The following is a 22,359-nucleotide window of genomic DNA, read 5'->3' as shown; positions in this document are numbered from 1 at the left end:
GCCGCGCTTCCCGCTCACCGTGCCCGGGACGGTCTCCTGAGCGTCTCGGCCAGGCGCGAGAAGCCGTCGTCGCCGTGGCCGTCGTCGATCGCCCGCCGCGCGACGGCCGCGGCGGCGGTCAGCACGCCGGCGTCGAGGCCCCGCGCCCGGGCCGCGTGGATGATGTGCTCCATCCCCGCGGCGGCCGACAGGATGGTGGACTCGTCGCCGGGGTGGCGACCGCCGTCAATGTGATGGGCGAACTCGTCGACGATGTCGGGGAGCAGGGCACCGATCCCCTTGGCGAACGGGGCGAGTTCCCCTGCCGCGATGCCCTCCGAGGCTGCCAGCGCGAAGGCGTGGACGAGGCCGCTCATGGACGTCCAGAAGAGGTCGAGCAGGCTCACGTCGTACGCTGCCGCCCGCCCGGGGTCGGTGCCCAGATAGGTGGCGGTGCCGCCCAGGCTCGCCAGCGCCGGCCGGTGGGCCCGGTAGACCTCCTCCGGCCCGCTGTACAGGACGACGGCCGCCGGCCCTCCGATGGTCGTCGTCGGCGTCATGATGGCGCCGTCGAGGTAGTCGATGCCGTGTCCGGCGGCCCACTCGGCCGTCCGGCGCGCGCGTTCCGGCGTGTCGGCGGTGAGGTTGACCAGCGTCCGGCCTTTCAGCGCGCCGGCCGCGGGCTCGACGATCGCGTGCACGGCGTCGTAGTCGATCACACAGGCGATCACCAGTGGGCTCACCGCGACCGCGTCGGCGACCGTGCCCGCTCGGCTCGCGCCCCGGTCGGCGAGGGCCTCGGCCTTGGCGGCCGTGCGGTTCCACACGGTCGTGGGGTGTCCGCTCCGGAGGAACGCGCCGGCCAGCGCCTGGCCCATCGGGCCCAGGCCCAGGATCGTCACCGGCGTGCGGTGGTCGTGGGTCATCGTCCGCTCCCGTTCGGCGTCGGTTCGGTACGTAGAAGATCGATCAGGGCCGAGATGTCGCCGCCGCCCCGGCCCGCGGTGACGCCCCGGTCGAGCAGCTCCCGCATGGGCTCCACGAGCTCGGTGCTGACGCCCTGGTCCCTGCTGGCGTCCAGCAGGTTGACGTAGGCCGTCGCCTGCATCTCCAGGTTCGAGTCCGCGGTGGAGTGGTCGCCCGAGTCGACCGCCTTCGCCATCGCGGGAAGGCCGGCGATCATGGCGTTGAGCCACGAGACCACCAGCGGTGTGAACTCCGCCGCCGGGACCTTCTCCGTACCGACCATGGCGACGGCGTGGAAGAACCCGCCGAACATCCCGTACATCGCGCTGAGCAGCGCGATGTCGTACAGCGATGCCCGGCCGGCGTCCGCGCCCAGGTAGAGGGCGGTGCCCAGTGCGCCGAAGGCCGGCTCGTGCGCCGTGAATGCCTCCGGGGATCCGCTGTAGAGGACGAGCGACTCGGGGCGCCCGATCATCGGCGGCACCGCCATGATGCCGCCGTCCACGTAGTCCGCGCCGTGCGCGGCCGCCCACCGGGCCGTCTCGCGCGCCTGGCAGGGCGTGCCGTTGGTGAGATTCACCAGCGTCCGGCCGACCAGGGAGCCGGCCACCGGGTCGAGGACCTCGCGCACGGCGCGATGGTCCAGCACGCAGACCACCGTGAGCGGGCTCGCGGTGATCGCCTCCGTGACGGTGGCGGCCACGGTCGCGCCCCGGCCCGCGAGCTCCCCGCCCTTTCCGGCGGTGCGGTTCCACACGGTCGTCGGGTGACCGTTGTCCAGGAAGGCCCCGGCCAGTGCCCTTCCCATCGCGCCCAGGCCGATGACCGTCACCGGCGAGCGATTGTCGGCAGCCATTTCCTTCCCCCAGTTCATGTGGTGTCGACATGCGAACGTCCCAGTCCCGGGTCCTTCCGTGACCCCGGCTGGGACGTTTCGATGCTCGTTCTCCGCTGAGAATTCCTCAAGTACCTACTATTTTCTCAGGTACTCACCTTTTTGTAAGTATGGGGAGCGGGATGAAGAAGCGGACCTACTCGTGCGGGCTCGATGCGGCCGTCGACGTCGTGGGCGGCAAGTGGAAGGCACTGATCCTGTGGGCGCTCCACCATCGGCCCCTCCGGTTCGGAGAGCTGCGGCGGTCGGTGTCGGGCATCAGCGAGAAGATGCTCATCCAGCAGCTCCGGGAGATGGAGGCCTACGGCCTGGTGCACCGCGAGGTCTACCACCAGGTTCCGCCAAAGGTGGAGTACTCGCTGACGGAGTTCGGCCACTCGCTCAACACCGCGCTCATCCCGCTCGGCGAGTGGGGGGAGAAGCACATGGAGACCATCGAGGCCCTCCCCCGCGACTGAGAACCCACAGCTGAGGACCCACAGCTGAGGACCCACAGCTGAGGACCCACGACTGAGGACCCGCCGGGAGACGCACGCCCCGGACCGGCGGGGCAGCCGGCCCGGGGCGCCGTCCGGAAGGGCGGACAGGACACCGAAGCCCGGGAGATCGCGTTCGCGTGCCCCGACGGCCGGGCCGAAGCGCCGGGCCGCCCTCACCCCACCGGCGTGGATCGAGGAGATCGGCGGGTCAGCAGGCTTTCAGCCCTCTCACATCTCCCCAGCGCGGGACGGCGACACGGCCGGTGACCGACGAGCGGGCACGGACGGTGTGGCATCTGCCGTCGGCCTCGCCGGCGACGTCCGCCTTCCGCCTGACCGTGTGACCGTTGCACTGGCGGATCGTGTAGTCGTAGTGGAGGTAGAGCGGGCTGCCCTGCGCGGTGAAAGAGCCGCTCAGCCCGCAGGGCGCCGTCCCGGCGGCCGGGCCGGCCATGATCGCGGCCCGCACCGGGGCACCGAGCCACGCCGGGGCACCGAACCGGGCCGGGGCACCGAACCGGGCCGGGGCACCGAACCGGGCCGAGATGCCGACCCAAGCCGGGGCACCGACCCGGGCCGGGGTGTCGACCTGGGCCGGGGTGTCGGCGGGGCCGCCCACCAGCAGCGTGAACACGATGGCGGTGCCGATCCGGCGAAGACGTGCGGACATGACTGTCGTTCTCCCTTCCGCCCCGCCACCCGTTGGCGAGGTCGCAGCGACCATGGTCGGCACCGGCCGCGACCGGAGGAACAGATCTTGGTCCGAGTCGGACCGACTCGGACACCGCGAAAGCCCGCATCCCGCATAATCTCCGGCATGAAAAACGGAGTTGACCAGGAGCCGTCCGAAGAATCCCCCGCCGATCCGGTCGATCGCTTATGGACCGAAGTCATCCGCGAGTGGGAAGCGCACGGGCAGCCGAAGTTCAGCGATATCGAGCGCTGGAGCATCCAGACGAAACAGCGGTACCGCCTGTCCCGCGGCACCCTGAGCGACTGGTTCAAGAACCGCCGGATGCCCAAGGAGGGGTGGGACAAGTTCCGGGTGCTCCTGCTGTATTTCAGCGTCGACACCGACCGGTGGCGCCGCGAGCTGTGGCTACCCGCCGAGCGTTTCGCCCAGGACCGCAGGCGCCACGTCTCCGGAGACGGATCGGTCCGCTTCCCCGGGCCCGCGGCCAAGGCACCCGCGGCGGTGTCGGACGGCACGTCCGTCCTGGAGGTGCGGCTGTCCCTGTGCGACCCGCCGGAACCGGCGGCGAAGCAAGAGCCTGCGGCGGAGTCAGGGCCTGCGGCGGAGGGTACCCGTGGTCGCCCGTCCCGCGTCTTCGCGAAGGTGACGGCCATCAGCACCCCCGTTCTCCCCCGGCCCGACGACGCGGCGCACCCGATCAAGCACAAGTACCGTGACGACACCGTGGAACTGGTCGCCGACCTCGCGCCGGTCACCCACGGCACGACGACCTACCACGCGGTACGCACCCCGCGTGACCGTGAGGGCATCGCCTGGATGCGCGCGGACGACCTCTCCTCGCCGTCTCCCCGGCGGTAGCCGCCGCCCCGGCAGCCGTATCCCCCGTGACGGCCCCGCGGTAGAGGCATCCCTCGGCTTGCCCCGGGCAGCCCACCGGGCCCGCGAGACGACCGGCAGCCGGGCCGGCCGCGTGCCCGGTGGTCCCGCCCGAACGCGCCTCCACGGCGGCCGCGCCCGGGTCGAATGCTCATCTGCCCGGCATCAAAGGGTTACTCTTCCATCAACTCGACGTCGCGAACGGTCGTCAGTTTCGGATCATAGGCGCCTCCCCAACCCCGAGGAGACCCGTGTTCCGGCGATTCGGCCTCATCATCGCGACCGCGCTGGCGGTTCTGACCACGCTCACCCCCACGGCGACCGCCGCACCACCGCCGACGGTCGCCAACGTCGCGCACCGCGGAGCGTCCGCGTACGCGCCGGAGAACACCATCGCGGCCTTCGAACTGGCACGTGACCAGCACGCCGACATGTTCGAACTCGACGTCCAGGAGACGAAGGACCACGAGCTGGTCCTGATGCACGACACGACACTGGCTCGCACCACCGACGTCGAGAGGGTCTTCCCGGGCCGGGCCCCCTGGCGGGTCGGCGACCTCACGCTCGCGGAGATCCGGAGACTGGACGCGGGCTCGTGGTTCGCCGCGAGATACCGGGACGAACCGGTGCCCACGCTCGGGGAGGCGCTGCGCGCGATGGACGGGAGCGGGCTCGGCCTGCTCCTGGAGGTCAAGACGCCGCGGCTCTACCCGGGCATCGAGGCGCGCGTCGCGGACGAGCTGCGGCGTAATTCCTCTTGGCTGCGTCCCGGCCGGCTCGTCGTGCAGTCGTTCGACTGGGACTCGATGCGGACGTTCCACCGGGCCATGCCCGGGGTCCCGATCGGTCTGCTCGGCACACCGACGGTCGCGGAACTGCCGGAACTGGCGGAGTTCGCCAGCCAGATCAACCCGCCGCACCGCGGCCTCACCCGGGAGTACGTCCGGCGCGTCCACGGCAACCGCATGGACGTCTTCACCTGGACCGTGGACGACCCGGCGACCATGCGCCGCCTGATCTCGTACCGGGTGGACGGCGTCATCACCAACAGGCCCGACGTGTTGCGCACGCTCATCGACGCTGCGGCGTAGGCGCACTGTCCGATGGGACGCAAGAGGCCGTCTCCCACCGGGAGACGGCCTGCACCATGTCGGGGGCGCCGGATGCGACGCCGCCTCCCGGGTGTCCGACGACCGGCGGTCGTCTCACACCTCACTCCGAAGCCGCGACCCGCCACTCGCCGCAGATGGCCGTCACATTGCCGAACCCGAGGACCATCGGGTCAGGGTTGTAATAGTTGACCACGGCAGCGGTGCTGCCCGTCCCCCTCTTGCCCATGACCTGGACCCAGTCGGCATGGACCTCGCTGAACTCCAGCACCATGGGGTAGTTGGGCGGGCAGGGGCTGACCACGGTGACGTTCTGCCCCGGTGGCACCATGCCGTTCATGGTGAACGCATGCTTTTTCGGTTTCCCGCGGTCGACGCTGGAGCATGTCACCGTGAGGGTGACGAATATGTCGACCCGCTCATGCGCGTCTTCTTCGTACGTCCGCGTGTTGGTGAATTCGACTACCGCCTCCCGATTGTCAGCCGATACGGAGATGGAGTCGTACCGCAGGTCGGAAGCGTCATCAGGATGCTTGAAGGTCGGCGTGACCTGCGTTTCCTTGACGTAGGGCGCCCCCGAAGGGCATCTCGTCGTCACCTGGGTGCTGACCTGGGCGGCGGCGGAGGTGAAGTTCGTCTTCGTGACGATCGTCTCCTCGGGCTCGGCGGCCTGCGCCGGCGCGCCGAGGCCCATCAGCCCCACAGTGGTCAGCGCCACCGCACCGACCAGCGCAGACTTGAAAACTCGCATGCTCTCTCTTTCGTCGAAGCGTTCCCAGCCGGGAAGAACCGGCAACCCGAAACAAACCCCCGGCCGGCGAGACACGTGGATCCGGCGGCCCGGGCATCGGTGAAGCACGGCCCCGGCACCCGGGCACGCCAAGGCCCTGAAACGGACCCGAGAATTTCAGCCCATATTTCTGGGCTGCCGCGCGATATCGATCACTTACCGCAGTAGGCCGTCAAGCTGCCGTATGTGTCGGATGTCGCGTCCTCATTGTGATACTCGACCCAGGCGGTACGGCCGGTTTGGCCCCGACTGGGGACCTTGACCCAGTAAGGATGATTTTCGTCGGTATATTTCACTACAGGAGAATCGAGCGGGCAGGTGGAGGATACGATGGTGTACCCACCAGCCGGCAGTATCATGCCGTTGGTGACCCCATGCTTGGCCGGTTTCCCGTGGTTGACGTTGGAGCATGTCACCGTGAGGCTGACGAATATGACGAGCCGCTCATGCGCGTCTTCTTCGTACGTCCGCGAGTTGGTGAATTCGACTACCGCCTCCCGGTTGTCAGCCGATACGGAGATGGATTTGTACAGAAGGTAGGCACTGTCCGCAGGCTTGCTGAACTGGGCAGTGACCTCCGTGTCCTTGACGTAGGGCGCCCCCGAAGGGCATCTCACCGTCACCTGGGCGCTGACCTGGGCGGCGGCGGAGGTGCCGTTCGTCTTCGTGACGATCGTCTCCTCGGGCTCGGCGGCCTGCGCCGGCGCGCCGAGGCCCATCAGCCCCACAGTGGTCAGCGCCACCGCACCGACCAGCGCAGTCTTGAAGACTCGCATGCTCTCTCTTTCGTCGAAGCGTTCCCAGCCGGGAAGAACCGACGCCCCGGAACGAACCCCCGGCCGGCGAGACACGTGGATCCGGCGGCAAGCGCCCGTTCTGATCGCGTGATCGACGATAGGAAATCCGGATTGGCAAACGCTTGGAACAAGACTCCAAAGGATCCGGAGACGACACGCAGCCCCACACTGGCGGCTTACAATCCCCCCACTGGCGGCTTACGGCACCGCACCCCGGCGCCTCCGACGAGGACCACGACGCGGGAGCCGACGGCGCATCACCGCCACCGCCGCTCCCCTCCGAGACCGCGGGCACCCGCACCACCACCGAGGTGAACACCACCGAAACCGGCCACGACCACACCCCGCGGCAGGCGACCCTTCCGGGCCGGTTCGAAGCCGTCTCCCGGTCCGGGACGGGAGCCGCTTGAGCGGCCCCGGCTGCCACTTCCGCAGGTGAGCCCGGTTCCACGTCGTTCCCGCCCTCGGCATGAGGTGGCCAGGCGAACCGGCCGTGCGTGATGCGCGGGCTGGGACGAACGAAGCCGGGCAGCGTACCCGTCCTCACCACCCCGAGCGGGTGGCTCGTGGAACCGCGAACATCCGGCGCGGCTTCGTCGACGCCCGCGCCAGAGGGAAGATCGACCAGGATGACAGGGCAGCGGGAGCGACAGGTCCACCTGGCCGACGAGGCCGACGGGGAGGGGGCCGCCGGCCCGTCCGGGGTCAGCGGTGGTCCACCTCCGCGTACGGCAGGCCGCCCGAGAGCGACGGGAAGCCCGGCCCGCGGTCGAAGAACGGGACGTCATCGGGCTCCATGGCCCGCAGTTCGGCGCGGAGGCGGGCGGTGGCCTCCCCGTCGACCAGCGGCTCGTCCGCGGGACCGCGCAGGACCACCCCGTAGTCGTCGCGGGCGCCCTCCACCGAGACCTTGCCGTCGCGGACGTCGGTGGCCACCAGCGCCGGGTCGCGGTCCAGTGGCGAGCCCCACCCGCCGCCGCCCGTGGTGCGAACCCGGATGATCTCACCCGCCCGGACCGGGGAGTCGTCCACCAGCCCCTCCATCGGGCGGCCCTCGATCTCCACCGTGAACGGCCGTCCGGCCCGGCCGCCGTTCACACCCCAGCAGGACAGGATCGAACGGTCGGCGATGGACATGAACGAGGCGTCGCGGAGCATCCGCAGGTGCTTGTCGTAGCCGAGGCCGCCCCGGTAACGGCCGGGACCGCCGGAGTCGCGGGCCAGGCCGAGCCGCTCGACCCGGAACGGCCAGCGGGACTCGGCGAACTCCACCGGGATGTTCCGCGAGTCCGGCACCACGTGGATGGTGTCCTCGCCGTCGGCGTACCAGCGCCCGCCGGAGCCGCCGCCGAGGACCTCCCGCATCAGGTACGGGACGCCGTCGGCGTCGGTGCCGTAGACGCCGGTGTAGCGGATGGTCTCCTGGTCGGCCGGCATCCGGCCGCCGGTCGCCTTGGCCAGCACCCCCGCCAGCACACCCAGCAGCCGCAGGATGACGAACGTGCGGGCGTTGGTCGGGGCCGGGAAGATCGGGGTGAGCAGGGTGCCCTTCTCCGGGAACCGCATCTCGATCAGCGGGACGACACCCTCGTTGACGTCGAGCTCGGCCATCCGCTCCGGGGTGTCGGCCAGGTTGCGCAGGATCGGCGCCAGCCACTTCTTCAGGAACACCCCGCCGGCGTAGTCGCCGGCGTGGTTGATCGGCCCCTTGGCCTGCGGCGAGGTCCCGGTGAAGTCGATGACCAGCGGCGCCGGCGCCGAATGGTCGACGGTGAGGGTGATCCGCTGGGTGTGCAGGCGGGGCTCGTCCACACCGTCGTGCTCGGCGTAGTCCTCCCACACGTGCGTGCCCTCGGGAATCTTGGCCAGCAGCTCCCGGCGGAACGTCTCGGTGGTCTTGGAGATGATCGCGTCGAAGCACGCCTCGACCGCCTCGCGCCCGTAGCGGTCGAACAGCTCCCCCAGCCGCCGGGCGCCCATCAGGCAGGCCGAGCACTCGGCGTCCAGGTCCCCGGCGAGCGAGTCGGGCATCCGCGAGTTGCGCGTCATGATCGTGAGCGCGGCCCGGTTGGGCACCCCCTCGTCCCAGAGCTTGATCGGCGGGACCATCAGCCCCTCCTCGAACACGCTCCGCGCGTGGCTGGGCATCGACCCGGGCACCGCCCCGCCGATGTCGTCGTGATGCCCGAACGCCTGCACGAAGGCGACCACCTCGCCACCGTGGAAGACGGGGACCGTCACGCACAGGTCCGGCAGGTGCCCGATACCGCCCTCGGACAGGTAGACGTCGTTGTGGAAGAACACGTCTCCGGGCTTCATCTCCGCGACGGGGAAGTCCCGGACGATCGGCTGGACCAGCGCCGAGTAGGACCGGCCGGTCAGCTTGCGCAGCCGCACGTCGTGGATGCCCGCCCGGAAGTCGTGCGCGTCGCGGATCATGGGTGATCGGGCGGTCCGCGCGATGGCCGTCTCGACCTCCTTCTCCACCGACGCGAGCGTCCCCTCGACGATCTCCACCAGCACCGGGTCGGCCGCGACCGCCCCGCCCACCCCGTTCATCCCGTTGTCAGGCACGGCGCACCTCCAGATTGCCGAACTCGTCCATGGTCGCCGTGAAGCCGGGGTGGACCGGCAGCGTGGAACCGTACTCCTCGATGACCGCCGGACCGGCGATCCGCGCCCCGGCGAGCAGGCCGGCACGGCGGTGGACGGGCGCCGGACCCCACTCGTCGTAGAAGACCTCGCGGGAACCCGCCGGCTCCGGCCGTCCCGTCCCGTGCGGCCTGCGCGCGACGGCCGGGCGGGTGATCGGGCCGATGCCGGAGACCCGCAGGTTGACCCACTCGACGCCGTGCCGGGGGTCGTCGCGGTAGCCGTACCCGTAGAGCTTGTGGTGCTCGGTGTGGAAGCGGTCGAGCACCTCGGCCCGCCACGCCTCGTCCAGCGGCCCGGCCGGGGCGGGCACCCGCACCTCGTAGGCCTGCCCGTAGTAGCGCAGGTCGGCGCTGCGGGCGTAGACGTGCGCCGCGGCGGGGAACCCCTCCCGGTCGAGGGCCGCGGCCGCCTGCTCCTCCAGATCGCCGAAGATCTCCGCGGCGGCCGCCAGGGACAGGTCGCGGGTGACGAAGGTACGCACGTAGTCGTTCTTGACGTCCACGGTGAGCAGGCCGAACGCCGAGACGTTCCCCGGGTCCGGCGGAATGATCACCGATGGCAGGCCGAGAATGTCGATCAGCCGGCAGACCAGCAGCGGTCCCGAGCCGCCGAAGGCGACCATCGGGAAGTCGCGCACGTCCAGGCCGCGTTTGACGGTGATCTGGCGGATGGCGTTGGACTGGTTGAACGCGCTGATCTCCAGGATGCCCGCCGCGGTCCGCTCCGGGGTCAGCCCGAGCTTGCCGGCCAGCGCCTCGATCCCCTCCCTGGCGGCGTGCGCGTCGAGCGGGATCTCCCCGCCGAGCAGGTGCGGGGGGACCCGGCCGAGGAAGACGTGCGCGTCGGTGACGGTCACCTCGGTGCCGCCGCGGCCGTAGCAGAGCGGCCCGGGGTCCGCCCCGGCCGAACGGGGCCCGACCTTCAGCGTGCCCTCGGGCGAGATCCACGCGATGGACCCGCCGCCCGCGCCCACGGTCACGATGTCGATCATCGGGATCTTGCACGGGTAGCGGCCGATGCTCCCCTCGGTGGTCAGCGACGGCTCCCCCTCGATGACCACGGCCACGTCGGTGGAGGTGCCGCCGCCGTCCAGGGTGATCACCGAGGGGTGCCCGGCGGTGGAGGCGATCAGCGCCGCGCCGAGCGCGCCCGCGGCCGGGCCGGACAGGACGGTGGTGATCGGCTGGTGCACGACCTCGGCCGCCGAGAGCACGCCGCCGTTGCTCTTCATCACGGAGAACGGCAGGCCACCGCCCGCTCCCCCGCCCCGGACCGCGGCTTCCCGGTCCGTTCCGGCTCCCGCGGCGACGGCCGCCGCGCTCCGGGCCGCGGCCTCCCGGTCGCTCCCGGCCACGCCCGGAACGGCCACCGCCTGCCCCGCCCGGCCCGCGGCCTCCAGACGTTCGGCCAGGTTGGCGATGTAGCGGCGCATGGTCGGCTTGACCGCGGCGTCCACCAACGTGGTGACCGACCGCTCGTACTCGCGGTATTCGCGCAACACGTCGCTGGAGATCGAGACGACGGCGTCGGGGTGCTCGCGCTCGATGACCTCGCGCATGCGCACCTCGTGCGCCGGGTTGGCGTACGAGTGCAGGAAGCACACGCCGATCGCGGTGATCCCCCGCTCCCGGAACCACCGGGCCGCCGCCACCGCCTGCTCCTCGTCGAACGGCCGCACCTCGGCCCCGGTGTGGTCCAGACGTCCGCCGACGGTCCTGATCCGGTGCACCGGGACGATGCGGGGCGGCTTCACCCAGAAGTACGAGTTGCCGTAGCCGTCCGGCACGCTCTGCCGGGCGATCTCCAGGACGAACTCGAAGCCCTCGGTGGTGACGAAGCCCAGGTCCGCGATGCGGTCCTCGAGGAGCTGGTTCGTGGCGACCGTGGTGCCGTGCACGACGGCCGCCACGGCCTCCATGCCGACGTCCTCCGCCGCCACCGCTCCCCCCGCGGTCCGGGCCGCCTTCCGCAGGACCTTCCGTACCCCCTCCATGAACCCGTCGGCCGGGTTGGCGGGGGTGGAAGGCGTCTTGGTCGTGGTGATCTCACCGGTCTGCTCGTCCACCGCGACCACGTCGGTGAACGTGCCCCCGGTGTCGACCCCGATACGGACGCTACGCATGCCACCGTGTCTACCCAGTTCCCCCATGTCCACAAATCGGCGGACCCTGCCGAAGCTGGGTGGGATCCTTGGGCAGCTTCGGCAGGTCGTGGGCAACCTCGGCGGGGTGGGGCGGGGCGCAGCGGACCACGACGGGCGCGGCCGGCCGCGCGTGACCCCGTTCAGCGGCGGCGGGGGCCCATGGTGGTGTTGATCACCGCGTCGGCGTCGTGCGCGTGCACCTTGGCGGCGAGCCGGATGGCCACCTCGTTCGCGCGGCGCAGCTCGGCCTCCACCCGGTCCTTGCCGGACTGGCCCACCTGCACCCCGAAGTAGGCACCGATGATCGCCCCGGCGACGCCGACGAGCCCCGCGAACGGTGCGGCCGTGTCGCCGTTGCGCAGCGCCACCACCACGAACGCCACCAGGACGACCACGAGCCCGGTGAGAACGACGAAGAAACCGTACTTCCAGCGCGCCGCCTCCGCCTGCGCCGCGACGGCCTCGTCCTCGCTCATCATCGCCGCGAGCGCGGTGGGCATCTCAGCCGTCTCACCGGACGCCGAGGCCGCCGAAGAGCCCGAAGCCGGGACGACGGACGTGATGGCGGGGGTCTTGTTGTTCAGGGCGGAGGTCTTGGTGGTCGTCACAGGTTCTCCCACATTTCTCTAGGTCAGCAGGAATCTCCCACGCTTTTCGCAATGAAGCCAAGTCAGCGTATGTCAGTGCGGGATACCCGACCTTTACCTGCGTACCATCCCCCCAAACACTCCCATCGGACCCACTAGGCTGGCCGTCCGTGACCGAACTGCCCGTGATCGAACCGTCCGCCCTCTCCGCCGCTCCCGCCGGCTCCCGGGACGGAGTGCTGCGCTTCTACTTCGGCCCGATGGACTGCGGCAAGTCCACCCTGGCCCTGCAGATGAACTACAACCACGGCCGCCAGGGCAGGCGCGGCCTGGTGCTGACCAAGCACGACCGCTCCGGCGGCCCCCAGGTCACCAGCCGGATCGGCCTGGGCAGCGAGGCCATCGAGGTGCACGACGACCTCGACCTGGTCGCCCTGGTCCGCGCGCACGCCCGCGTCGACTACGTCATCTGCGACGAGGCGTGCTTCTACACGGTCGCCCAGATCGAGCAGCTCGCCGACCTCGCCGACGACTACGGCGTCGACGTCTACGCCTTCGGCCTGGCCTCCGACTTCCGCTCCCGGATGTTCCCCGCCGCCCAGCGCCTGTTCGAGCTGGCCGACGAGATCAACCGCCTCCAGGTCGAGATCCTGTGCTGGTGCGGCCGGCCCGGACGCCTGAACGCCCGGGTGGTCGGCGGCACGATGGCCCGCACCGGCGAGCAGGTCGTCATCGGCGACACCGGCGACGCCCCCGTCCGCTACCAGGTCCTCTGCCGCCGCCACCACCGCTCCGGCGACCTCGGCCCCTCCGACTGACCCTTCCCCCATCCCCGGACAGGCGGCGAAGGGAACAGCCGGTACCCGTCACCTTCCCGTCGTCCGGTACCCCCGGACGGCCCGGAGACCGCAGTGGTCCGAGACGGTCAGACGGCGCAGTATCCCTCGTCGTCGCAGGCGTCGGCTCCGCCCTGCGCGGCCTTCGCGGCCTTGACGGCGCGGGCGGCCGGTGACTGCCCCGTACGCTCGGCGACCTCCTCCAGCGCGGCGAGCAGGGTGTCCTCCGGCTGGGCTCCGGAGACGGCGAACTGGCCCTCGAACAGGAACAACGGCACCGAGGAGACCCCGAGCGCCCGAGCCCGCGCCAGCTGCTCCTGCACCGCCGCCGCGCCGTCCGCACCGTCGAGGTCGGCCTCCACGCCGATGTCCGCGGCCAGCTTGGCCAGGACCTCGCGCGAGCCGACGTCGAGCCCGTCGGTGAAGTGGGCCCGGAAGAGCGCGTACAGCGCCTCCTCGCCCTTGCCCTGCTCGACGGCGAGCTGGATGAGCCGGTGCGCGTCGAAGGTGTTGGCGTGGATCGCGTGGTCGAAGTCGAGTACCAGCCCGTCCTCCGCCGCGACCCCGCGCACCCGCTCGAACATCTGCGCCGCCCGCTCGGCCCCGCCGAACTTCTTCGCCCCCCACACCCGCGTGAGCTCACCCGTCGACTCCGCGTCCGGCATGAGCTGGAACGGCCGGAACTCGACCTCCACCTCGCCGCCCTTGGCCCGGTAGCGCTCCACGGCGCGGGCGAAGCGGGCGTGGCCGATGTAGCACCAGGGACAGACGACGTCCGAATAAATTTCAACCTTCACATACCGCTGCAACCGGCCCGGGGACCCGCTGATTCCGGATCCGACATCCGGAACGACACGCGCGTCCTCCGGCGGGACCGCACACCGGACAGCCGCCCCGGGCGGGAAGGTCCCGCGGCCGATCGGCCCCGGCGCCGGAACCGGCACGGAACCGGCACGGGACCGGCACGGAACCGGCACGGGACCGGCCACGGATCGCGGGGATCACACGAACGACCACACCCCACCGGGCGCTCACGGATCGGGAAATGTCACCGCCGGCCGACATGATGACCCCATGATCGACGCACCTCCCATCACCGTGCTCGCTGACGAGACCGCCTACGCCGAGGCCGTGCAGATGGCCGTCGACGCCGCGGCGGCCTACTACGGCGACGGCACGTCGCCGCTGGACGACGACGCCTACGACCGGCTGGTACGCGGCATCGAGGCCTACGAGCAAGCCCATCCCGAGCAGGTGCTGCCCGGCTCCCCCACCGGCAAGGTCGCCGGCGGTGCCGCGGAGGGTGACGTCCCGCACACGGTGCCGATGCTGAGCCTGGACAACGTGTTCTCACCCGAGGGCCTGACCAGATGGGTCGCCGGGCTGGAGCGCCGCCTGGGCCGGCAGGTCACGGTCTGGAGCGTGGAACCCAAGCTCGACGGCCTGGCGATCTCGGCCCGCTACCACCGCGGCCGCCTCACCCAGCTCGTCACCCGCGGCGACGGCACCGCCGGCGAGGACGTGTCCCACGCCGTCGGCACTGTCGTCGGCCTGCCGGAGAGGCTCACCGATCCGGTCACGGTGGAGATCCGCGGCGAGGTCATGATGACGACCACCCAGTTCGAGGCGGCCTGCGCCAAACGCCAGGCCCATGACGGCACCACGTTCGCCAACCCGCGCAGCGCGGCCGCCGGCACTCTGCGGGCCCAGGACCGGCCGTACGTGTGCGAGCTGACCTTCTTCGGCTACGGCGCGCTGCCGCTGCCGCCCGGGGACGCCTCCGAGCTCGCGAGCCGGCTGCGCGAGCTGCCGCACAGCCAGATCATGGACCTGGTCGCGACCTGGGGCGTACAGACCACCGCCGCCACGCCGGTCGCCGGAATCGTCGCCACCACGGCCGAGCAGATCCAGGCCCGCATCACCGAGATCGCCGCCGCCCGCGCGCAGCTGCCGTTCGGCATCGACGGCATCGTCGTCAAGGCGGACCTCGCCGCAGACCAGGCCGATGCCGGGTTCGGCAGCCGGGTGCCGCGCTGGGCGATCGCCTACAAGCTGCCCGCCACCGAGAAGATCACCAAGCTGGTCGGCGTGGAGTGGAACACCGGCCGGACCGGCATCATCGCCCCGCGCGGCGTGCTGGAGCCGGTCGAGCTGGACGGCAGCACCATCACCTACGCCACCCTGCACAACCCGGCCGACATCACCCGCCGCGGCCTCATGCTCGGCGACAGCGTCACCGTCTACAAGGCCGGTGACGTCATCCCGCGGATCGAAGCGCCCGTCGTCCACCTGCGCACCGGCGCCGAGCAGCCGATCGTCTTCCCGGAGGTCTGCCCCAACTGCGGTGACGCCATCGACACCTCCCAGGAACGCTGGCGGTGCGTGCGCGGCCGCGCCTGCCGCGCGCTGGCCTCCATCACCTACGCGGTCGGCCGTGATCAGCTCGACATCGAGGGCCTGGCCGAAAGCCGCGTCATCCAGCTGCTGGAGGCCGGCCTCATCGCCGACTTCGCCGACCTGTTCACCCTCACCCGCGAGCAGATCCTCACCCTGGAGCGCATGGGCGACACCTCCACCGACAACCTGCTGGCCGCGATCACGCAGGCCAGGACCCGGCCGCTCAACCGGGTGTTCTGCGCGCTGGGCATCAGGGGGACCGGCCGGTCCATGTCGCGGCGCATCGCCCGGCACTTCGGCACGATGGACGCCATCCGCGCCGCCACCGTCGAGGAGGTCCAGGCGGTGGAGGGCATCGGCCCGGAGAAGGCCACCGTGCTGGTGGCCGAGCTCGCCGAGCTCGGCCCGCTGATCGACAAGCTGATCGCCGCCGGCGTCACCATGGCGGAGCCGGGCATCACCGCGCCCGCCGCCGACGGCCGGGCGGACGACACGGCCACCCCGGCCGGGACCGGCCTGCCGCTGGCCGGGATGTCGGTCGTCGTCACCGGCTCCATGACCGGCCTCCTGCAGGAGCTGTCGCGCAACCAGATGAACGAGCTCGTCGAACGCGCCGGCGGCAAGGCCTCCTCCAGTGTGTCGGCGCGCACCTCACTGCTCGTCGCGGGAGAGAAGGCCGGATCCAAGCAGGCCAAGGCCGAGAGCCTGGGCGTGCGGATCGTCACTCCGGAGGAGTTCGCCGGCATGGTCGCCGGCTTCCTGTAGCGTCCGGCGTCGCCGGTGCGCAGCCGATATCGCCCGGTGCGGGCGCGACACCGATCGGCACCGCCGGCCTGTACGGTCCGTACACCGACGAGGAACCGGCCGGCCGCACCCCGGGCGGCCACCGCGACCGCGCGGTGCTCGCCCACCGGCACGGTGGGTCATGCCTGATCCCCGCCCAGGGCCGGGAGATGGTCATCGCCCGGGTCCCGGGCCGGGACTGGAGATCGTCAGCCCGAACGGTCCTGAGGCCCGCCACCGCCGCGAAGAAGGAAAGACAACGACCAAGGCCGAGCAGGCGGGCTGTCGCGACCATCACAGCGAGACCCGCGACGACGACCGGCCCGACGTCATCATGCGCGTCTTCGCTGGTCCTTGGGGTGGACGAGACGAGCGGCGAAAGGGCAGGCGCGGGTCAGCGGGCACGGCGGCGGGATCCGCTTTCCGGAGGGAGCTTGCCCGCGGTCACTCGAGGTTCGTGTGGCGCGACCGCGAAACCTCCGCCGCTTCCGACCGGTGCGCCCGGACTCGGTTCGTGATCAGGTCGACGAGAACGAAGAGGGCGATCTCGTAGGCGCTCCCCATGGGCAGCACGGCCGTCGAGGCACGATCGTCGGCCATGGTCTGAGCCCTGATGCAGGTAACGCGATCCGCACGGTCGGCCGGCGGGTTCTGCGGCTGGGCCGTCAGATAAAGCAGACGGGCGCCCGCCCGCACCGCTACCCCAGCCAGCGCCTCGACTGTGGAGAGGTGGCCGGGGCCGCAGGAGAGGACGACGAGGTCTCCCTCCCCCACGGCGGGGCAGGTCATCTCGCCGACGTAGTGCGCGTCGAGCCCCGCGTGGAAAAGCCGCATTACGAGGCCGCGCAGGACCAGACCCTCCCGGCCCGGTGCGTAGCAGGCGATCCGGCGCGCCGCGAGCAACTCCTCGACGATCACGTCGAGCTCGGCCTCGGGCACACTCCCGACTGCGGCGGCGATTTCTTCCATGGCGCGCGCGGCGTCACCGGGAAGCCCGCTGTGAGTCGTCATCGCGGTCTCCTTGGTCGGCGGCTCCCGGGCGCTGGCCCATGCCCTCAGTGTCCCTCGCCCGTGGTGACACCACCTGTCGGGGCGTTGAAAAGCGGTAGTTATTTGACGATCACAGGCCTGCGTGATCCGGCGTCGGTCGCCGCGGTGTCGTCCGCGGCCGTGCCGAGACTTCCGGGCGGATGAGCGGAGATGAACGCCTCGATGGCGTCCAGGTGTTCGGGTTGCAGGCCGCGGCGTGGTGACGGTGCGATCAGCAGGGCCTTGCCGGTTCGGGTCAGCTCCTCATACACCGGCCCGCAGGAGGGCGTTTCATCGTCGTCGGTCCAGACGAGCCGCCGCCCCTGAGCGAGGACCCGGCGTGCGGCGGCGAGTTTCGCCGCCGCGGCGGCGGAGCCGGTCAGGTGCTCGGACCAGGCACGGTCCAGCCGGGGCAGGGCGAACAGCCGTTCCACCTGGTCGGCGTCGGGGCACCAGGTGCTGCACCAGCGGATCTCGACACCGCCCGCGCGGTGCAGCGCGCGGATACGCTCCAGCAGGGCCGGTGCCCAGCGCATGCGGTACGCGGTGCCGCCGGAGTAGGCGTCGCCGCTGCGGGGAGCGGTACCCCAGCCGGGCCGGGCGACATTGATCACCCCGTCGACGTCGAGCAACCACACCGGCCGACCTGTCAACCCGGACTCCCCTCGTACCCGTACCCGGCCATCGCCGCCGGACCGGCCTCCCACTCGGTCTTCGTCAGCGCGTACTCCACCTCGCCGTGCTCGGCCCCCGGGATGAGCTCCGGCCAGTCATCGTGGAAGGTGCGGACGTACCGCAACCCGGCCTTCTCCATCACCCGCCGGGAGGCGGTGTTGACGGTCATCGTCTCGGCGTACACCCGCTCGACACCCAGCTCCGTGAAACCCTTGCGGATCAGCGCCCGGGACCCCTCGGTGGCGTACCCCTTGCCCCACGCCGCCCGCCGCAACCGGTACCCCAGTTCGACCCCCTCACGGGGAGTGCCGTCGGAGCGCCGCCCCTCGGGGTTGGGCCGGAAGAGGAACCAGCCGAGGAACTCCCCGCTCGTCTTCTCGACGGCGACCCAGTAACCGTAGCCCTCGTACCGCTCGTAGAACGGCAGCCACCCAGGGATGACCTCGTCGCGGACCACCTCACGGGGTGTCGGCCCGCCCCCGGTGAGATACCGCGTCACCTCGGGGTCACCGTCCAACTCGACAAGGTTGTCCACATCCGCTTCCGTGACCCGGCGCAACACCAGCCGGTCGGTCTCCAGGAACACCCGCACCGGCACATCGTCACCGGCGTCCCCCACCGAAGGCAACGGAATTAACCCTGCCCTCTCGTGGCCTGGCCGGCCGGCGCTCCGACAGCGTTGTGAAAGGACAGATGCGGGGCCGGGGAATCCGACGCGGCGGGAAGAGGGAGACCTCAACCGGCTTGAACCCACCCGGACGCTCCGATCCAGCGGTAATCAGCGCCGACCTACCGCAGGAACTCCCCGTCCGAGACCTTCTCCGTACCAGAGAAATCCTGCGGCGCTTTGTCGGGCAGGAATCCTGAGCCGACGGGACTGTCAGATGAACGGGAAGCGGCGCGCGGAGGCTCAGTCGATCCAGGCCAGTATGGCGTCACCTTTGTCGGCGGTGGCCCTGAAGAACGGGATCACCGGCTCGAACCAGCGGCGCACCCATTCGACGTCCGCCCCGTCCCATCCTCCTCTCAACCCGTAACACTGCGCCAGCAGTGCCGGGTCCGGGCCTTCGATGAGCTTGTCGTAGGAGGTGCGAGACAGTGCTCCGGCGGCGATCCCGACCTGGCCGGCGTCCAGGTACTTCGGCGGCCTGAGTATCTGGACACCCCACTCGCCGACGGGCAGGGTCTCCTCCCCGTCGACGACGTCCAGCGCGACGAGGTCCACAGGGGGACCGGCATGACGGAGAATGACGGAGATCGCGTCCCAGGCTTTGTGGACCCACAGGACACGATCATCCGGAAGTCCCCAGGTGAACTCGTAAGCCCCTTCGGGATCTTCGATCATCCTGGCCAGTTCGACGGCCGTGACACGTAGATAGCGCCCATCCAGACCCATCAGAGCAGGGTAGGGCGTGGACGATTCCCCCGCATTCGACTTTTCCGCGTTCGGCCCGGTGCGCCTGGCCGGCCCGGACCTTTCGCCCGACCGCCGTTGGCGTGACGCGGCCGGATACCACCGCCCCGCCCCGACGCCCGAGTCATCAAGGCGCCGAGCGGGTCGGGGCGCCGAGCCGGCCCGCCGTTTCACCGCGCGGGTCGGCGCACCGCCGATGGCCTACCTCGCCGGGTGGCGCGTCGCGGTGGCGGCGGACCTGCTGCGCGAGCCGGACGCCACGGTGGCCCCGATCGCCCGGCAGGTCGGCACACCGGCGCCCTCGCCGAGGTGCCCGATACCCCGGCCGCCGACATCCACATCGGGCGCGCCCGCCACTCCACCCGGGCGCGGGCCCGCTTGACGGCGCTCACCCGGTGCGGACGGCGCGCTCGCCGACCTGTTCACGAAGACGTACGAGACGTCCGGCGGAAGGTCGTCCCGCGGTCGAGGCGGCCCGGCCTCGTTCTCGCCGGCCGGGCCCTGTCCGTCGCGGAAACCCGTTTGTCGCCGGCACCGCTCTCCGGGAGGATCACGCTTCATGAGCCGCCCCGTCATCCCCGAGATCCCGACCGGCCCCGTGACCGTTCCCGGCGTCGTCACGGCGCTCGCCGGCGGCGACACCGTCACCCCGGTGTGGCGCAACGAGCTCGGCGGGCTCACGTTCCGCCTCCAGGACGGGCACGGCACCACCAGGTACGTCAAATGGGTCGCCGCCGGCACCCCGGAGATCGACCTTCCCGGCGAGGCGGAGCGCCTGGCCTGGGCGCGGCGATGGGTGAGCGTCCCGCGGGTCATCGAGCACGGTGCGGACGCCGGCGGCGCGTGGCTGGTCACGGCCGCGGTCCCGGGCCGGTCGGCGGTGGACCCGCGGTGGACCGCCGAGCCGGCGACCGCGGCGTCCGCGATCGGCCGGGGGCTGCGCCTGCTCCACGACGCCCTGCCCGTGGACCAGTGCCCGTTCGACTGGAGCGTCGAGCGGCGGCTCGCCCGCGCCGACGAGCGCATCGCCGACGGCGAGGGACCGGCCGGCTGGTCCCCCGAGCACCGCCACCTCGACCTCGCTCAGGCCCGGAAGCGCATCGGCGAACCGCCCGCGATCGACCGCCTGGTCGTCTGCCACGGGGACGCGTGCGTCCCCAACACCCTGCTGCACGACGACGGCGCGTTCGCCGCACACGTCGACCTCGGCTCGCTCGGGGTGGCCGACCGGTGGGCCGACCTCGCGGTCGCGGCCTGGAGCACAGAATGGAACTACGGCCCGGGATACGACGGCGTCGTGTACGACGCGTACGGGATCGCCCCGGACCCGGAGCGCATCGCCTACTACCGCCTGCTCTGGGACATGGCCTGACCGGACTATGAGGGGAAGCTCAGACTTTCTCCTCCTGTGCCATCGTGCGAACCAGTTCGTCCGCAAGGCTGCCCATGCCGTGGGTGCGGGCGCCGGTCACCATCATCCGGAGGTCGCCGGCGAAGGACCCGGCCACCCGGAGTTCACCGGCCGAAGCCGCCTCAGGACCCACGGAGCGCTTCATCGGCCCGGCAGGCCGGGCAGGCAGGTTCGAACGACGCGTCGAGGAACTCGCCGAACCCGCCGGTCGCACCGCAGCACGGTACGCGACGGCCTCACCAGTGGTGCCTGCACCCGGCACCGACGGCGGATCCTACGGGCCGCGGTAGATATCACGGCGATTGCCAACGGTCAGGACCCACACGAGCAGCCGGCCGTCCTCGATCGTATACACGACGCGATAATCCCCGACCCGGAGCCGCCAGCGGGAGCCGTGTCCTTGCAGGGCCTTGATGTCGAAGGCGTCGGTGTCGCCCGGGCCCATCGCCTTCTGCAACTCGGTGAGGCGACGAAGAATCCGCAGCGCGTCAGGGCGGGGAATCTTGAGCATGTCCCGTTGGGCGTGCGGGGTGAACCGCGTGACGTATCCCACGAGGATCAGGCGTGCTGATCGCGGAGCAGGGCAGCCATCTCTTCGAGCGAGACGGACCCCGCGGTGCCCTCGGATTCCGCTTCGTCGGCCAACCGATTGAGCCACGCCTCCTCGACCTGCTCCGAGAGGTGGCGCAGACGCTGGTACTCGTGGATGTCGATCACCACGGCCTCCTGCCTGCCGCGCCGAGTGATGATCGTTGGGGTCTCGTCGCGGCGGGCTCGATCGATGACGTCCGCGAGGTGACTGCGGACTTCCGCCATGGACTCGATCACCGGCTCCCTCATGTCACGAATGTAGCAGATGTACATAACGACGTCGGTGTCTTCCCGTCGACACCTCGACGACGGCCCGGCTCCACCCCGGGCGGGCGCCACCGCGCCCCCAACAGCCCGAGACGAAAAGATCATCCGATCCTTCCGACTTCGAACACCGCCGTGCACAGCACCCACCACTGCGTGGGACGCGGGATCCAGGCCCCGTTGACGACGACGTGGTCGCAGCCATACACGGCGAGGTCCCCGCCGCCGAACAGGAGCACGGCCTGCGCTCACCTACCGGTGAGCAGTGACGTCCGCCGCACGCGACTGCGCCGAAAACCTCCGGGCGAAAGCGCCCTCGACATACCCTGATCTTGCTTGGCGGATACTCCACGCCAGGTCGGGGCGGTGAAAGCGGACGAGCCGACCGGCAGACCCGGTTCCGACCGCTGTCACACCGCCGGCCTGATCGATGCTCCGACCAGCGCCGACATACCGGCCTTCGCGGACAAGAGCCTTCAAGGAGCGGCCTCGTCCTCGCACGACCTTGGCCGAACAGAATCCTCACCGTACGAAGCCCCGACCCGGAAAGCCATCACAGTGCGACCTCGAACACTTCGAGATACACGAGCGATTCCTCCTTGACAGACGCCTCCTTCATCTTCTTCAAAACCTCTGGATGGTCTTCGAGGTAATAAGCCCGGAACGGACGCAAGACCAAGTGCGTTTCCTGCCAATCGGCAGAATCCATCGACACGATCGTCGGCCGGTTCTCCGCAACGATCACCCACTTACGGGCGGCCAGGAGGTCGGCGGCCTTATCGAGTGCCTCCCGACCGCTCGTAGCTCCGACATCGATCACCAGCAAATTATCGATCTGCCTATTGCCGTTGTCCTCATTTTCCCTGATGGCCTCTGCCTGCACCCTGCCTATGCCGCGAATGCCATCGAGAGCGGCAGGGGGAACCCGCAGCGTCGAGGGCGTCGAGGGCGACAACGTGCACCCCGACCCCAGGATGGCCACCCCGAGA

Annotated in this window: 24 protein-coding genes; 6 read left to right on the top strand and 18 right to left on the bottom strand. The window is 70.7% G+C overall.

Translation table 11 applies throughout. The features are described from left to right. Window positions 1-14: 14 nt before the first annotated feature. Complete coding sequence (locus ABD841_RS24840; RefSeq protein WP_344976435.1) at window positions 15-905, bottom strand: NAD(P)-dependent oxidoreductase; 891 nt, start codon at window positions 903-905, stop codon at window positions 15-17. Next, window positions 902-1,801, bottom strand: a complete 900-nt coding sequence (locus tag ABD841_RS24835; RefSeq protein ID WP_344976432.1) for an NAD(P)-dependent oxidoreductase — start codon at window positions 1,799-1,801, stop codon at window positions 902-904. Before ABD841_RS24835 ends, ABD841_RS24840 begins: the two co-directional genes overlap by 4 nt. A gap of 161 nt (window positions 1,802-1,962) precedes the next feature. On the opposite strand from ABD841_RS24835, the gene ABD841_RS24830 reads away from it, so the two are divergent. Then, the gene (locus tag ABD841_RS24830) at window positions 1,963-2,298 is read left to right on the top strand and encodes a winged helix-turn-helix transcriptional regulator (RefSeq protein WP_344976430.1); all 336 of its coding nucleotides are present in this window, start codon (window positions 1,963-1,965) and stop codon (window positions 2,296-2,298) included. Window positions 2,299-2,527: 229 nt separating this feature from the next. Here ABD841_RS24830 and ABD841_RS24825 read toward each other — a convergent pair whose 3' ends face one another. Continuing rightward, window positions 2,528-2,989, bottom strand: coding sequence for a hypothetical protein (locus tag ABD841_RS24825; protein WP_344976428.1), 462 nt, complete (start codon window positions 2,987-2,989; stop codon window positions 2,528-2,530). Between the two features lie 147 nt (window positions 2,990-3,136). Between ABD841_RS24825 and ABD841_RS24820 the strand changes: the two genes are divergently transcribed. Both ABD841_RS24820 and ABD841_RS24815 read left to right on the top strand, forming a co-directional pair. Continuing rightward, window positions 3,137-3,871, top strand: a complete 735-nt coding sequence (locus ABD841_RS24820) for a hypothetical protein (protein ID WP_344976426.1) — start codon at window positions 3,137-3,139, stop codon at window positions 3,869-3,871. Window positions 3,872-4,140: 269 nt separating this feature from the next. Beyond that, window positions 4,141-4,980: a glycerophosphodiester phosphodiesterase gene (locus ABD841_RS24815; protein WP_344976424.1), complete on the top strand. Its 840-nt coding sequence runs from the start codon at window positions 4,141-4,143 to the stop codon at window positions 4,978-4,980. Window positions 4,981-5,101: 121 nt separating this feature from the next. Here ABD841_RS24815 and ABD841_RS24810 read toward each other — a convergent pair whose 3' ends face one another. The 5 genes from ABD841_RS24810 to ABD841_RS24790 all read right to left on the bottom strand — a co-directional run bounded on the left by ABD841_RS24810 (window position 5,102) and on the right by ABD841_RS24790 (window position 11,991). Next, window positions 5,102-5,749 carry a hypothetical protein gene (locus ABD841_RS24810; protein WP_344976422.1) on the bottom strand — a complete coding sequence of 216 codons (648 nt, stop codon included), beginning with the start codon at window positions 5,747-5,749 and terminating at the stop codon, window positions 5,102-5,104. A 191-nt stretch (window positions 5,750-5,940) separates the two neighbouring features. Further along, window positions 5,941-6,564, bottom strand: coding sequence for a hypothetical protein (locus tag ABD841_RS24805; protein WP_344976420.1), 624 nt, complete (start codon window positions 6,562-6,564; stop codon window positions 5,941-5,943). Window positions 6,565-7,290: 726 nt separating this feature from the next. Further along, window positions 7,291-9,159 carry a hydantoinase B/oxoprolinase family protein gene (locus ABD841_RS24800; protein ID WP_344976418.1) on the bottom strand — a complete coding sequence of 623 codons (1,869 nt, stop codon included), beginning with the start codon at window positions 9,157-9,159 and terminating at the stop codon, window positions 7,291-7,293. Then, complete coding sequence (locus tag ABD841_RS24795; protein ID WP_344976417.1) at window positions 9,152-11,362, bottom strand: hydantoinase/oxoprolinase family protein; 2,211 nt, start codon at window positions 11,360-11,362, stop codon at window positions 9,152-9,154. The genes ABD841_RS24800 and ABD841_RS24795 overlap by 8 nt, the downstream gene beginning before the upstream one ends. A 161-nt stretch (window positions 11,363-11,523) precedes the next feature. Next, complete coding sequence (locus tag ABD841_RS24790) at window positions 11,524-11,991, bottom strand: hypothetical protein (protein WP_344976415.1); 468 nt, start codon at window positions 11,989-11,991, stop codon at window positions 11,524-11,526. Between the two features lie 149 nt (window positions 11,992-12,140). Between ABD841_RS24790 and ABD841_RS24785 the strand changes: the two genes are divergently transcribed. Next, window positions 12,141-12,788, top strand: a complete 648-nt coding sequence (locus ABD841_RS24785; RefSeq protein WP_344976413.1) for a thymidine kinase — start codon at window positions 12,141-12,143, stop codon at window positions 12,786-12,788. Window positions 12,789-12,895: 107 nt separating this feature from the next. On the opposite strand, the gene ABD841_RS24780 is transcribed toward ABD841_RS24785, so the two are convergent. Next, window positions 12,896-13,603 (bottom strand): DsbA family oxidoreductase, encoded by a 708-nt coding sequence (locus ABD841_RS24780; protein WP_344976411.1) that lies wholly within the window; start codon window positions 13,601-13,603, stop codon window positions 12,896-12,898. Between the two features lie 277 nt (window positions 13,604-13,880). On the opposite strand from ABD841_RS24780, the gene ligA reads away from it, so the two are divergent. Beyond that, the gene (gene ligA / locus ABD841_RS24775; protein WP_344976410.1) at window positions 13,881-15,968 is read left to right on the top strand and encodes an NAD-dependent DNA ligase LigA; all 2,088 of its coding nucleotides are present in this window, start codon (window positions 13,881-13,883) and stop codon (window positions 15,966-15,968) included. Between the two features lie 462 nt (window positions 15,969-16,430). Here ligA and ABD841_RS24770 read toward each other — a convergent pair whose 3' ends face one another. The 4 genes from ABD841_RS24770 to ABD841_RS24755 all read right to left on the bottom strand — a co-directional run bounded on the left by ABD841_RS24770 (window position 16,431) and on the right by ABD841_RS24755 (window position 19,086). Continuing rightward, a complete protein-coding gene (locus ABD841_RS24770) occupies window positions 16,431-16,997 on the bottom strand; it encodes a phosphoheptose isomerase family protein (protein ID WP_344976408.1) in 567 nt (188 codons plus the stop codon). A gap of 98 nt (window positions 16,998-17,095) precedes the next feature. Further along, a complete protein-coding gene (locus tag ABD841_RS24765) occupies window positions 17,096-17,668 on the bottom strand; it encodes an HAD domain-containing protein (RefSeq protein ID WP_344976406.1) in 573 nt (190 codons plus the stop codon). Then, a complete protein-coding gene (locus ABD841_RS24760; RefSeq protein WP_344976404.1) occupies window positions 17,665-18,309 on the bottom strand; it encodes a GNAT family N-acetyltransferase in 645 nt (214 codons plus the stop codon). The genes ABD841_RS24765 and ABD841_RS24760 overlap by 4 nt, the downstream gene beginning before the upstream one ends. Before the next feature lie 291 nt (window positions 18,310-18,600). After that, window positions 18,601-19,086 (bottom strand): DUF1877 family protein, encoded by a 486-nt coding sequence (locus ABD841_RS24755; RefSeq protein WP_344976401.1) that lies wholly within the window; start codon window positions 19,084-19,086, stop codon window positions 18,601-18,603. 577 nt (window positions 19,087-19,663) lie between these two features. Between ABD841_RS24755 and ABD841_RS24745 the strand changes: the two genes are divergently transcribed. Further along, window positions 19,664-20,476 (top strand): aminoglycoside 3'-phosphotransferase, encoded by an 813-nt coding sequence (locus ABD841_RS24745; RefSeq protein WP_344976398.1) that lies wholly within the window; start codon window positions 19,664-19,666, stop codon window positions 20,474-20,476. Window positions 20,477-20,495: 19 nt separating this feature from the next. Here ABD841_RS24745 and ABD841_RS24740 read toward each other — a convergent pair whose 3' ends face one another. The 5 genes from ABD841_RS24740 to ABD841_RS24720 form a co-directional block, all read right to left on the bottom strand. Then, window positions 20,496-20,648, bottom strand: coding sequence for a hypothetical protein (locus ABD841_RS24740; RefSeq protein WP_344976395.1), 153 nt, complete (start codon window positions 20,646-20,648; stop codon window positions 20,496-20,498). Window positions 20,649-20,789: 141 nt separating this feature from the next. After that, complete coding sequence (locus ABD841_RS24735) at window positions 20,790-21,068, bottom strand: type II toxin-antitoxin system RelE family toxin (RefSeq protein ID WP_344976392.1); 279 nt, start codon at window positions 21,066-21,068, stop codon at window positions 20,790-20,792. 5 nt (window positions 21,069-21,073) lie between these two features. Continuing rightward, window positions 21,074-21,355: a type II toxin-antitoxin system Phd/YefM family antitoxin gene (locus ABD841_RS24730; protein WP_344976389.1), complete on the bottom strand. Its 282-nt coding sequence runs from the start codon at window positions 21,353-21,355 to the stop codon at window positions 21,074-21,076. A gap of 119 nt (window positions 21,356-21,474) precedes the next feature. Further along, complete coding sequence (locus tag ABD841_RS24725; protein WP_344976386.1) at window positions 21,475-21,609, bottom strand: hypothetical protein; 135 nt, start codon at window positions 21,607-21,609, stop codon at window positions 21,475-21,477. Window positions 21,610-21,923: 314 nt separating this feature from the next. Further along, on the bottom strand, window positions 21,924-22,352 hold the full coding sequence (locus ABD841_RS24720) for a hypothetical protein (protein ID WP_344976383.1): 429 nt from the start codon (window positions 22,350-22,352) through the stop codon (window positions 21,924-21,926). Window positions 22,353-22,359: the final 7 nt, after the last annotated feature.

Origin of the sequence: Streptosporangium fragile (assembly GCF_039534445.1) — a bacterium.
GTDB classification, from domain to species: Bacteria; Actinomycetota; Actinomycetes; order Streptosporangiales; family Streptosporangiaceae; genus Streptosporangium; species Streptosporangium fragile.
Note: the sequence above shows the minus strand (reverse complement) of the source record. Positions and strands in the feature narration are given on the sequence as shown.